This is a genomic window from Dactylosporangium sp. CA-092794 (assembly GCF_050948465.1).
Lineage (GTDB): Bacteria > Actinomycetota > Actinomycetes > Mycobacteriales > Micromonosporaceae > Dactylosporangium.
The window spans coordinates 10,397,033-10,408,577 of the sequence record NZ_CP192044.1 but is presented as its reverse complement, the minus strand read 5'-3'; the positions used below and the strand labels follow the sequence as shown (position 1 = coordinate 10,408,577).

General features: G+C 73.2%; 8 protein-coding genes. 4 read left to right on the top strand and 4 right to left on the bottom strand.

Translation table 11 applies throughout. The features are described 5' to 3' along the window. Positions 1–11 precede the first annotated feature (11 nt). Both ACQPXD_RS44825 and ACQPXD_RS44820 read right to left on the bottom strand, forming a co-directional pair. Positions 12–494, bottom strand: coding sequence for a hypothetical protein (locus ACQPXD_RS44825; RefSeq protein WP_432829288.1), 483 nt, complete (start codon positions 492–494; stop codon positions 12–14). Between the two features lie 117 nt (positions 495–611). Continuing rightward, positions 612–1,571 (bottom strand): LysR family transcriptional regulator, encoded by a 960-nt coding sequence (locus ACQPXD_RS44820; protein WP_432829286.1) that lies wholly within the window; start codon positions 1,569–1,571, stop codon positions 612–614. A gap of 72 nt (positions 1,572–1,643) precedes the next feature. Between ACQPXD_RS44820 and ACQPXD_RS44815 the strand changes: the two genes are divergently transcribed. Further along, the gene (locus tag ACQPXD_RS44815) at positions 1,644–2,567 is read left to right on the top strand and encodes an EamA family transporter (protein ID WP_432829284.1); all 924 of its coding nucleotides are present in this window, start codon (positions 1,644–1,646) and stop codon (positions 2,565–2,567) included. Positions 2,568–2,588: 21 nt separating this feature from the next. Continuing rightward, positions 2,589–4,064, top strand: a complete 1,476-nt coding sequence (locus ACQPXD_RS44810) for a PLP-dependent aminotransferase family protein (RefSeq protein ID WP_432829282.1) — start codon at positions 2,589–2,591, stop codon at positions 4,062–4,064. A gap of 843 nt (positions 4,065–4,907) precedes the next feature. Here ACQPXD_RS44810 and ACQPXD_RS44805 read toward each other — a convergent pair. After that, the gene (locus ACQPXD_RS44805) at positions 4,908–6,752 is read right to left on the bottom strand and encodes an AMP-dependent synthetase/ligase (RefSeq protein ID WP_432829280.1); all 1,845 of its coding nucleotides are present in this window, start codon (positions 6,750–6,752) and stop codon (positions 4,908–4,910) included. A 112-nt stretch (positions 6,753–6,864) separates the two neighbouring features. After that, complete coding sequence (locus tag ACQPXD_RS44800) at positions 6,865–7,494, bottom strand: TIGR03085 family metal-binding protein (RefSeq protein ID WP_432829278.1); 630 nt, start codon at positions 7,492–7,494, stop codon at positions 6,865–6,867. Positions 7,495–7,602: 108 nt separating this feature from the next. On the opposite strand from ACQPXD_RS44800, the gene ACQPXD_RS44795 reads away from it, so the two are divergent. After that, the gene (locus tag ACQPXD_RS44795) at positions 7,603–9,477 is read left to right on the top strand and encodes an ABC transporter ATP-binding protein (RefSeq protein ID WP_432844188.1); all 1,875 of its coding nucleotides are present in this window, start codon (positions 7,603–7,605) and stop codon (positions 9,475–9,477) included. Then, positions 9,474–11,255, top strand: coding sequence for an ABC transporter ATP-binding protein (locus ACQPXD_RS44790; protein ID WP_432829276.1), 1,782 nt, complete (start codon positions 9,474–9,476; stop codon positions 11,253–11,255). Before ACQPXD_RS44795 ends, ACQPXD_RS44790 begins: the two co-directional genes overlap by 4 nt. The last annotated feature ends 290 nt before the right edge of the window (positions 11,256–11,545 follow it).

The following is an 11,545-nucleotide window of genomic DNA, read 5'->3' as shown; positions in this document are numbered from 1 at the left end:
GCATCAGAAACTCAGCCGGCGCCCTTGCCGGCCGCCACCGCGATGCCGACGAGCCAGCCCACGAACAGGCCGTAGCCGGACGCGTCGGCGGCGGCCGCCAGCGCACGCAGCATCGTCGGGTCGGAGATGATGAACTGGGTGGTGAAGGCGGCCAGCGCGGCGCCGAAGATCAGCGACGCCCAGCCCACGACGAACGCGCCGCCGCCGGACGCCGACTTGGCGGCGACGGACAGCACCAGGGCCACGAAGAGCACGAGCAGCAGCGCCCGCAGGTCGTTCGCGAGCAGCTCGCGAGCCGCGGCGCCGGAGTCGTCCCGGGGACTGACCCACCATCGCGGCCACGTGAGCATGCGCAGGAAAAACCCCCATACGGTCGAACCGTCGCTGTGCCGGTCGACCCATTCCGTGAAGATCTGGTTACCGAAGATGAGCACCAGGAGCAGCGCGGCCAGGATGCCTGCGCCGGTCGCCGTCCGGGAACGGAAGAGGGCCATAGCAATGAATGTAAGGGGTGGCCCGAAACCGCGCTCAAGTGAATACGATGAATGAACGCCTCGCGGTAACGGGCCCGGTCACGGCGTCTGTGCAGGTGGTCCCGGGTGGACACCCGGTCAGACCACGTGAACGACGTCGTGACCGGTCACCCAGTCGAGGCGGTCGGCGAAGGGGCCGGTCGAGGCCGCCCGGTGCCGCCACGCGTCCTGCAGCGCGGCGACCGTGGCGCCGATCGCGGGCCGGATGCCGGCCGCCGCGCGCCACGCGACGCTGACCCGGCGGGCCGCCTCCGGCGTGACCGGGCGGGCCACCACGCCGGCCGGCAGGGTGGTGCGGGCCAGCCGCGGCACGAAGGCCACGCCCAGCCCCTCGGCGACGAACGTCAGCTGCGTCTCGAACTCGTTGACCAGGATCGACGGCCGCAGCCCGGGCAGCATCCGCAGCAGCCACTCGTGGCAGACGGTGCCCGGCCCGGCACCGATCCACCGCTCGTCGCGGGCCTCGTCCAGGGTCACCGGCCCGGTGCCGAAGGCGAGCGGGTGCCCGACCGGCACGATCAGGTCGCCGACGTCGAGCCCGAGCTCGGCGCTGGCCACGCCGGGCGGATACGTGGCCGGCATGTCCAGCCACTCGTCGACGACGGCCACGTCGATCACGCCGCGCAGCACGCCGTCGAAGCTCGACTGCCGGTCGGACTCGAACAGCGTCGGCTCCAGGCTCGGGTGGTCGGCGGCCAGCCGGCGCAGCGCGTGCGGCAGCAGCCCCCGGCACGCGGTCGGGAAGGAGGCGATGCTCAGCCGGCCCGACACCGTGTCCTGGTGCGCGGCGAGCGCCGCCTCGGCCTCCTCGACCGCGGCGAGGACCCGGCTCGCGTGCTCGGCGAGGACCCGGCCCGCCTCGGTGAGCCGCAGCCGCCGGCCGTCCTTCTCCACGAGTGTGGCCTTGGTCTCCCGCTCGAGCTTCGCGATGTGCTGGGAGACCGCCGACGGCGTGAGGTGCAGCGCCGCGGCGGCGGCGGTGACCGTGCCGAACGTCTGCACCGCGTGCAACGCCTGGAGGCGGGGGAGGTCAAGCATGAAGCAATAGTAAAACCAGAATGCAGAATTTTTCGATGGTACTTCACGATCAGCGGGCCAATCATCGAAGCCATGAAACCTCGCGACCTGGCCCTGGCGATCCTGGTGACCGCGATCTGGGGCGTCAACTTCGTGGTCATCCACATCGGACTGGACAGCATGTCGCCGCTGCTGTTCTGCGCGCTGCGCTTCGGCGTCGCCGCGCTGCCGGCGGTGCTGCTCGTGGGGCGGCCCAAGGTGCCGTGGCGCTGGGTGATCGCCACCGGCGTGGCGCTCGGCGTGGTCAAGTTCTCGCTGCTCTTCGCCGGCATGGCGGCCGGGCTGCCGTCCGGTCTTTCCGCGTTGGTACTGCAGAGCCAGGTCGTCTTCACCCTCGTTTTCGCCACCGTCCTGCTGCACGACCGGCCGGGCCCGCGGCGCGTCGCCGGCGTGGTGCTGGCCGGCGCCGGGATCGTGCTGATCGCGACCCAGCTCGGCCTGGACCGCCCGCTCGGCGCGTTCCTGCTGGTCGTCGCCGCCGGCGCGGCCTGGGGCCTGGCCAACGTCGCCATGCGCAAGGCGTCCGCCACCGACATGCTGAACTTCATGGCCTGGGTCAGCGCCGTGGCCACCCCGCCGCTGATCGTGCTCACGCTGAGCATCGACGGCCCGGCGTACGTCTGGCACACCCTCAAGGGCCTTGACCTCACCGCCATCGGCGCGATCGCGTACATCGCCTACCTCAGCACGCTGCTCGGCTTCGGTGTCTGGGGCCGGCTCATCGCCCGCTACGGGGCCGGGACCGTCGCCCCGTTCGCCGCCCTCGCGCCCGTCTTCGCGATCCTGAGCTCGGCGGTCTTCCTGCAGGAGCGGATTCACTGGTACGACCTGGCCGGCGGCGCGGCGATCCTGGGCGGGGTGCTGCTCGGCGCGACGGGGGTGCGGAAGCCGGGCGTGGGATTGGACTTGCCTGCGGCCGCCGAGCATGCCAGCCTGAGGCCAATCAGCCGGGTGTGAAAGCCAATCGAGGGAGTGGCCTTGTCAGCGATCGTCCGTGGCGCCCAGATGGCCCGCATGCTCAACGCCTGGCAAGTCGCGGTCGGGGTGCGCGGCCCCGGCGGGCGCCGCCCGGAGTACGTGGTGCTCGCCAACGCCGTGCGCGGCCTGCTCATCGACGGGCGGCTGGCCCTGGGCGTGCGGCTGCCCGCCGAGCGGGAACTCGCGGCGGCGCTGGGCATCAGCCGTACCACCGTCACCGCCGCATATCGGGAACTGCGCGAGAGCGGGCACCTGTCCAGCCGCCGCGGCGCCGGCAGCTGGACCGAGCTGCCCGCCGGGCACCGGGTCGGCACCTCCGGACTGTGGACCCCCAGCGACGACGCCGACCTGATCGACCTGGGCTGCGCCGCGATGCCCGCCCCGCCCGAGTTCGCCGCGGCCGCCACCGAGGCCGTCGCCGACCTGGAGCCGTATCTGTGCGGCCCCGGCTACCAGCCGGCCGGGCTGCTCGTGCTGCGCGAGGCGGTCGCCCGCCGCTACTGCGAGCGCGGCCTGCCCACCGAGCCCGACCAGGTGATGATCACCGGCGGCGTGCAGCAGGCGCTCGACCTGCTGCTGCGGCTGCTCGTCGCGCCCGGGCAGCGGGCGCTGGTGGAGACGCCGACGTATCCGAACGCCCTGAGCGCCTTCCTGGCCGGCCGGGCGCGACTGAGCGCCTACGCGATCGGCCCCGACGGCTGGGACGCCGACCTGTTGCTGTCGACGGTGCGGGCGGCGCAGGCCCGGGTCGCCTACGTCATCCCCGAGTTCCACAACCCGACCGGCCACCTCATGCCGGCCTCGCTGCGCGAGCGGCTGCCCGCCGCCGCCCACGCCGCCGGCACCGACTTGATCGTCGACGAGTCGTTCGTCGACCTGCCCCTGGACCCCGACCTGACCGACGAGGCCATGCCGCCCGCGATCGCCGCGTTCGACCGTACCGCCCGGGTGCTGACCATCGGCGGGATGAGCAAGGCCTTCTGGGGCGGCCTGCGGATCGGCTGGGTGCGCGGCCCGGCGCCGCTCATCGCCCGGCTGGCCGCGGCCCGGGTCGGCGTGGACATGGCCTCGCCGGTGCTCGACCAGCTCGTCGCCGCCCGCCTGCTGCTGCGCCGCGACACGATCGTCGAGACGCGCCGCAAGCAGCTGCTGGTGCAGCGCGACACGCTCGTCGCGGCGCTGCGCGAGCACCTGCCGCAGTGGCGCTTCGCGCTGCCGCGCGGCGGGATGGTGCTGTGGGCCGAGCTCGACGCGCCGGTGTCCAGCGCCCTGGCCCGCTCGGCGGAGGAGCTGGGCGTGCGGGTCGCACCGGGGCCGCGTTTCGGGGCGGACGGGACGATGGAGCGGTTCATGCGGCTGCCGTACACGCTGCCCGAGGCCGACCTGGTCGAGGCGGTCCGCCGGCTCGCCGTCGCCCGCACCGACCTGGACCGCCCGCGCCGGCACCCCTGGTCCGCGCCGGCGGTGGTCGCCTGAGCGGGCCTCAGCCGAGGTGGTCGGGTGCCCGGCCCGCAGCCGCTGCGCTCCGCACTGGCGGTTGGCGGGCTGCGGTCACGTCCGCCGGCGCTTGGCGTGGTCGGCTGCGGGCCGGCGCTCGGCACGGCCGTGATGCGCCGCGTGCGGTCCGGGGGTGTCCGGCCCGCAGCCGCCGTGCTCTGCCCGGGGCGTGCTCTGCCCGGGGCGTGCTCCGTCCGGGGCGTGCTCTGCCCGGGGCGTGCTCTGCCCGGGCCGTGCTCCGTCCGGGCCGTGCTCCGTCCGGGCCGTGCTCCGTCCGGGCCGTGCTCCGTCCGGGCCGTGCTCCGTCCGGGCCGTGCTCCGTCCGGGCCCGGCGCTGGCCGGCGCCACTCTGGAGCCGGCGCCGCTGGCCCTGATGCCTGCCGGCGGCCACGTGGTGCCCGGTCTGCGCGTCCCAGGGTGGGCCGGGTCGGCGATCACGTCCCACCTGTTGGGCGCTGCGCGCCGCGGCGGCCGGAAGTCTCCGTGATCATGCGCGTCCGGGTGTCGACGCCAAGGGTTTTTCATGATCGTGGAGTGGTGATGTACCCCTGTGTACCGAAAGGCTCCGGGATCATGGCAAACCCGGTGTGCGGTCAGCGCGGGCATCATGATCACGGAGACTTACCGCGAGCCGCGCGGAGAGATCGCGCTTTATCGTGATATGTCCGATAAGTCGTGGCGCGGAGCGCCCGACTTATCGGGTTTGTGGCGGTGTGGACCGGCGCGGGTGCTGCTGATTCGTCCCTATCCGCGTCGTGGCCCCCGGGGATGGCGGTTCCCGGGGGCCACGACACTGTGGGGTGTGAATTGAGGTCTTGCCGCTCAGCCGATCTCGGCGAGTGTGCCCGTGTACAGCCGGTCGATGTCGGCGGCGAACGACTTCTCCACGACCCGGCGCTTGACCTTCAGTGAGGGCGTGAGCTCGCCGTCCTCGATGGACAGGTCGCGGGTCAGGATGGCGAACTTCTTCACCGTCTCCCAGCGGTTGAGCTTGGCGTTGAGCTCCTTGACGTAGCCCTCGACCAGCGCGTGGGCCTCGGGGGAGGCGGCGATCTCGGCGTACGACTTCCCGGACAGCGCGGTGCCCTCGGCCCAGCCCTTGATCGCGTCCGGGTCCAGCGTCACCAGCATGGTCACGAAGTTGCGGGCCTGGCCGACGACGATCGCCTGCGAGGTGTAGGGGCAGACCGACTTGAACAGGCCCTCGATGTAGCTCGGCGCGACGTACTTGCCGCCCGAGGTCTTGATCAGGTCCTTCTTGCGGTCCGTGATGCGCAGGTAGCCCTGGTCGTCGAACTCGCCGATGTCGCCGGTGCGGAACCAGCCGTCCTCGGTGAACGCCGCGGCCGTCTCGTCGGGCAGGTTGTGGTACCCGCGCATGACCGGCGTGCCCTTGATCAGCACCTCGCCGTCGGTGTCGAGCTTCGCCCGCAGGTCGCCGATGGGCTGGCCGACGGTGCCGATGCGGGGGCCGGCCTCGGGGTTGACGAAGTTGCCGGCGGAGGTCTCGGTCAGGCCGTACCCCTCCAGAATCGGCAATCCCGCGGCGAAGAAGAACTCGCCGATCTCCGGCGACAGCGGCGCCGAGCCGGAGACCATCACGCGCATCCGTCCGCCGAGGCGGGCCCGCAGCTTGCTGAACACCAGCCGGTCGGCGACCGCGTGCTGCAGCTTGAGCGGGCCGCCCGGCTCGCGCCCGGCCAGGCGGAGCGCGGAGGCCCGCTTGCCCACGCCGACCGACCAGGTGAAGATCTTCCACTTCGCGCCGCCGTCGGCCTGCGCGCCGGTCACCACGCGGTTGTAGACCTTCTCGAAGATCCGCGGGGCCGCGCACATCACCGTAGGCTTGATCTTGCCGAGGTTGTCGACCAGCTTGTCGACGCGGCCGTCGACATACGTCGGCAGGCCGACGTAGACGATGCCGCACAGCAGCGTCTTGCCGAACGAGTGCGACAGCGGCAGCCACAGATACTGCAGGTCATCGGCGCCGAGCAGGCCGGTCGAGCCTTGGGTGTACCCCTGCCAGACCCATCCGGCGTGCAACAGCTCGACGCCCTTGGGCCGGCCGGTCGTGCCCGACGTGTAGATGAGCGTCGCCAGCCGGTCGCCGTCGATGCCGGCCACGATCCGGTCGAGCAGTTCCGGGTCCGCGTCGATCGCGGCGCGTCCGGCCGCCTCCAGGTCCGCCAGGCTCATGGTCTTGATGGCTTCGGTACCGCTCGGAGCCCCGTCGATCAGCACGACCGCCCGCAGGTTCGGCAGGTCCGCGCCGTCGAGCTTGGCCGCCTGTGCGGCGTTTTCGGCGATGACGACCTTGGAGCCGGAGTCGGCGACGATGTACACCGCCTCTTCGGGCTCGGTCGTCGGGTAGACCGTGGTGGTCGCCGCGCCCGCCAGCATGATGCCGAGGTCGGCGACGACCCAGTCGACGCGCGTGTTGGCCAGCACGGCGACCCGGTCCTCGGGCTGGATGCCCAGCGTGGTGAGGCCGGCGCCGATCGCGCGGGCGCGCTCGTCGACCTGGCGCCAGGTCAGCCAGACCGGCTCGCCGGCGTCGTCGGGCGCGGGGCCACCGAGCGCGCGGCGGTCCGGCGTCTCGGCCACCCGGTGCAGGAACATCTCCGGGATCGAGCGGTACGGCAGTTCGATCCGCTGCGTCTCAGTCATGATCGGCCTCCAGGGGCGTGCGCCGTCGCCCGTGACTGCCGTCACGTCCGTCGGTTACGTGACCGTAAACCGTCGATCCCGTTACCGGCTAGACCCGAAACCGAAACGATGCCTAGATACCGAGTCTCGCGCCCCGCAGTTGCTCGGCAAGATCGTCCGGCCCGGTGATCTCCACGGCGGCCGCGCCCTGCCGGCCGGTGAAGAACATCAGCAGCTCGCCCGGAGCGCCCTCGATGGTCAGCGCCGGCTCGCCCTCGCCCGGGCCGACCGTCAGCGGCTCCGTGCCCGGCGTCTTGACCAGGATGCGGGCCGGGAAGCGGCGGGCGGAGCGTTTGGCCGAGCGCCCTGCCCACGACGCCAGCGCCCGCTCGTGGTCGGCCGGCAGCTCCCGCGGTGCCCAGTCACCCGACGCGCGCCGCACGTCCTCGGTGTGGATGAAGAACTCGACGAGGTTCATCGCCTCCTCCATGAACGCCGGCCGCAGCAACAGCGGCGGGGTCCGCACCCGGTCCACCAGCGCCGGGTAGTCGCCGGCCGCGAGCCGGTCCTGGACCCGCCGCATGTGCCCGGCCGCGGACTTGAGGGCGATGCCGGCCGCGGCGTCGGGCCGGCGCTCGCGCAGCACGATGTGCGCGGCGAGGTCGCGGGTGGCCCAGCCCTCGCAGAGGGTGGGCGCATCGGGGCCGGCGGCGAGCAGCGCGTCGGCCAGCACCGCGCGCTCGGCGCGGGCGAAGAACGTCATGCGCGTAACGCTAGCCCCGAAATTGTCGTAGGTCGTCGGTAAGGTAGGCGTGCCGCCGGGTTACTTACCGGCGCGAGGAAACTGGGGGCGGATGTGACCAGCGGCAAGGTGCTCATCAGGGGGTTACGGGTGCTGGGGCACGCCGTCCGTGACGAGCCTCACATGTTCGCGGTCTCCGTGGTCGCCAGCGTGCTGTTCAGCATCCTGACGATCGCGACGGCGTTCGTCTCCGGCGCCGTGGTGGGCCGGATCGTCGTGCCCGCCCTCGACCAGGGCCGCGTCGCGCTCGGCACGCTGCTGCTCGGCGGATGCGCGATCCTCGCGATCAGCCTGGGCAAGATCGTGGGCATCTTCGGTCGCCGCCTGGGCGCCGGCGCGATGCAGTTCAACCTTCAGGCGAAGTACCGCCGCGCCGTGACCCGCCGCTATCTGCGCCTGCCGCTGGCGTGGCACCAGCGCCACCCCACCGGCACGCTGCTGTCCAACGCCAATGCCGACGTCGAGTCCGCGTGGTATCCGATCGCGCCGTTCCCGTTCGCCGTCGGCACCGTGGTGATGCTCGTCGCCGCGGTCGTCTCGCTGTTCCTCACCGACTGGGCGATGGCCCTGGTCGGCGTCGCCATCTTCCCGGCGCTGCTCGGGGTCAACGTGGCCTATTCGCGCCGCATGTCGCCCCGGGTCGCCCGGGCCCAGCAGCTGCGGGCCGAGGTGAGCACGGTCGCGCACGAGAGCTTCGACGGCGCCCTGGTGGTCAAGACCATGGGGCGCGAGGCGTCGGAGACCGAGCGGTTCGCCGCCAAGGCGGTCGAGCTGCGCGACGCCACCATCCGGGTCGGCCGGGTCCGCGCCATGTTCGACCCGATCCTCGACGCGCTGCCCAGCCTCGGCACCCTCGCCGTGCTCGTGGTCGGCGGGTGGCGCTTCCGGCAGGGCGCCGTCCAGGTCGAGGAGGTCGTCAGCGTCGCCTTCCTGTTCACCGTCCTGGCCTTCCCGGTCCGGGCCATCGGCTGGGTCCTCGCCGAGCTGCCGCGCAGCGTGGTGGGCTGGGAGCGGATCCGGCACGTGCTCGACGCCGAGGGCGACACCGTCTACGGCACCACCGCCGCGACCGGCACCGGCCCGGCCGCGCTGCGCTTCGCCGACGTCGGCTTCGCCTACAGCGACGCCGAGGGCAACGCCGGCCCGCCCGTGCTCACCGGCGTCACGTTCGACGTGCCGGCCGGGCGCACCGTCGCGCTGGTCGGGCCGACCGGCTCCGGCAAGTCGACGATCGCCGCCCTCGCCGCCCGGCTGGTCGACCCGGCCACGGGCACCGTCACGCTCGACGGCGTCGACCTGCGCGACCTGACCCAGGACGCCCTGGTCGGCAGCACCGCGCTGGTCGCGCAGGTGCCGTTCGTCTTCGACGACACGATCCGCGGCAACATCACGCTCGACCGGCCGGGCATCGACGACGACGCGGCCTGGCGGGCCCTGCGACTGGCCCAGGCCGACGGGTTCGTCGGCCAGCTCGCCGGCGGCCTCGACACCACCGTCGGCGAGCGCGGCACGTCGCTGTCCGGCGGCCAGCGCCAGCGGCTCACCATCGCCCGTGCCCTGGCCGGCGCACCGCGCCTGCTCGTCCTCGACGACGCGACCAGCGCCGTCGACCCACGCGTGGAGGCAGCCATCCTGGCCGCCCTGCGCCGCACCGCCGCCGAGACCCTGCCCGCGCCGCGCCGCCCCGGCGGGGAGACCCAGACCGCCTCGATCCTCGTCGTCGCGTATCGCCGGGCCACCATCGCCCTCGCCGACGAGGTGGTCTACCTGGAGCGCGGCCGGGTCGTCGCCCGCGGCACGCACGCCGAGCTGCTCGAGACCGCCCCCGGCTACGCCGATCTGGTCACCGCCTACGAAAAGGCCGAGGAGGAGCGCGAGCGCGAGCACGCCTTCGACACCGACCGCCTCGACGGCCGTGTCGACGAGGAGAGTGTGAGCGCGTGAGTACCGCCACCACCACTGTCGAGGCGCCGCCGCGGGCCGGCATCCTGCGTCGCGGGCTCGCGCTGTCGCCGGAGCTGTTCACCGGGCTGGCCGGCACGCTCGGCCTGGCGGTGCTCGCCACCGCCGGGCGGGTCGCCGTCCCGGTCGCCATCCAGCAGGGCATCGACCGCGGCATCCGGGCGCCCGGCGGGCCCGACCTCGGCGTGCTCACCGAGATCGTGGCGGTCACGGCGGGCGTGCTCATGGTGACGATGGTCTGTTCGTATCTGATGAACGTGCGCCTGTTCATCGTCAGCGAGACCGCCCTGGCCGGCATCCGGGCCCGCACCTTCCGCCACATCCACGATCTGTCGATGCTGCACCAGCAGTCCGAGCGGCGCGGCGCGCTGGTCTCCCGGGTCACCAGCGACGTCGACCAGATCAGCCAGTTCCTGCAGTTCGGCGGCCTGCTGTTCGTGGTCAACCTGGGGCAGCTGCTGGTCACCACCGTCGTCATGCTGGTCTACTCCTGGCAGCTGACCCTGGTGGTCTTCGCCGCCTTCGCGCCGCTGGCCTTCGTCGTGCGGTTCTTCCAGCGCCGGCTCAGCGTGCTCTACCTCGAGGTCCGGGAGAGCGTCGGCGCCATGCTCGGCGTCATCGCCGAGAGCGTCGTCGGTGCCCCGGTCGTGCGCGCCTACGGCATCCAGCACCGCACCGGCGAGCGGCTCGACGCCTCGATCGAGCGCAGCCGCCGCAGCCAGTTCCGCGCCCAGACCAACAACGTGATCAGCATGAGCTTCGGCGAGCTCGCCGCCGGCCTGGCCCTGGGCGGCGTCGTGATCGTCGGCACGCTGGTCGGCATCGGCGGCCACCTCAGCGTCGGCCGGCTGACCGCGTTCCTGTTCCTGGCCACGCTGTTCGTCCAGCCGGTGCAGGTCGCCACCGAGGTGCTCAACGAGGCGCAGAACGCGATCGCCGGCTGGCGCCGCGTGCTCGACGTCGTCGAGACCGAGCCCGACGTCGCCGACCCGGGCCCGGCCGGCCGCGCCCTGCCCGACGGCCCGATCGGCGTCCGCTTCGAGCACGTCCACTTCGCCTACCCCGACGGCCCCGAGGTCCTCACCGACGTCGACCTGACCGTCGCCGCCCGCACCCGCGTCGCCGTCGTCGGCGAGACCGGCAGCGGCAAGACCACCTTCGCCAAGCTCCTGACCCGCCTGATGGACCCGTCCACCGGCCGCGTCCTGCTCTCCGGCGTCCCCCTGCCCGACGTCCGCTTCGACTCCCTGCGCAGCCGCGTCGTCATGGTCCCCCAGGACGGCTTCCTCTTCGACGCCTCCATCGCCGACAACGTCCGCTTCGCCCGCCCCACCCTCACCGACGCCGACCTCCACCGCGCCTTCACCGAGCTCGGCCTGGCCGACTGGCTCGACGCCCTGCCCGACGGCCTGCACACCCACGTCGGCGAGCGCGGCGAGGCCCTCTCCGTCGGCGAGCGCCAGCTGGTCGCCCTGGCCCGCGCCTACGTCGCCGACCCCGACCTCCTGGTCCTGGACGAGGCCACCAGCGCCGTCGACCCAGCCACCGAGGTCCGCCTCCAGCGCACCCTCGACGCCGTAACCCGCGGCCGCACCACCATCGCCATCGCCCACCGCCTCTCCACCGCCCAGTCCGCCGACGAGGTCATCGTCGTCGACCACGGCCGCATCGTCCAACGCGGCCCCCACTCCACCTTGCTCACCCAGCCCACCTCGATCTACGCCCGCCTGTACGCGTCCTGGCTCGAACAAACCCGCTAACCCGCCCCGCCCCCGCCCCCGCCCCCACGCGCCTTCCGCGCCGCGCCTTCCGCGCCGCGCCTTCCGCGCCGCGCCTTCCGCGCCGCGCCTTCCGCGCCGCGCCTTCCGCGCCGCGCCTTCCGCGCCGCGCCTTCCGCGCCGGGCTGTGCCGCGCCGGGCTGCGCCGTCCGTCGTTGGGCCTTCCCGCCCCGCACCCCCGCCCCGCGCGTCGGGGATCGCGCTGCCCGTCGGTGACCGGGCTGCCCCGCCTGCGCGTCCAGGCCGCGCGCGGCGAGTGCGATTCGCGATGC

What these genes read in the sequence shown, in the direction of transcription:
- ACQPXD_RS44825 (WP_432829288.1), bottom strand. Translation starts at nt 494, where the DNA reads ATGGCCCTCTTCCGTTCCCGGACGGCGACCGGCGCAGGCATCCTGGCC.
- ACQPXD_RS44820 (WP_432829286.1), bottom strand. Translation starts at nt 1,571, where the DNA reads ATGCTTGACCTCCCCCGCCTCCAGGCGTTGCACGCGGTGCAGACGTTC.
- ACQPXD_RS44815 (WP_432829284.1), top strand. Translation starts at nt 1,644, where the DNA reads ATGAAACCTCGCGACCTGGCCCTGGCGATCCTGGTGACCGCGATCTGG.
- ACQPXD_RS44805 (WP_432829280.1), bottom strand. Translation starts at nt 6,752, where the DNA reads ATGACTGAGACGCAGCGGATCGAACTGCCGTACCGCTCGATCCCGGAG.
- ACQPXD_RS44800 (WP_432829278.1), bottom strand. Translation starts at nt 7,494, where the DNA reads ATGACGTTCTTCGCCCGCGCCGAGCGCGCGGTGCTGGCCGACGCGCTG.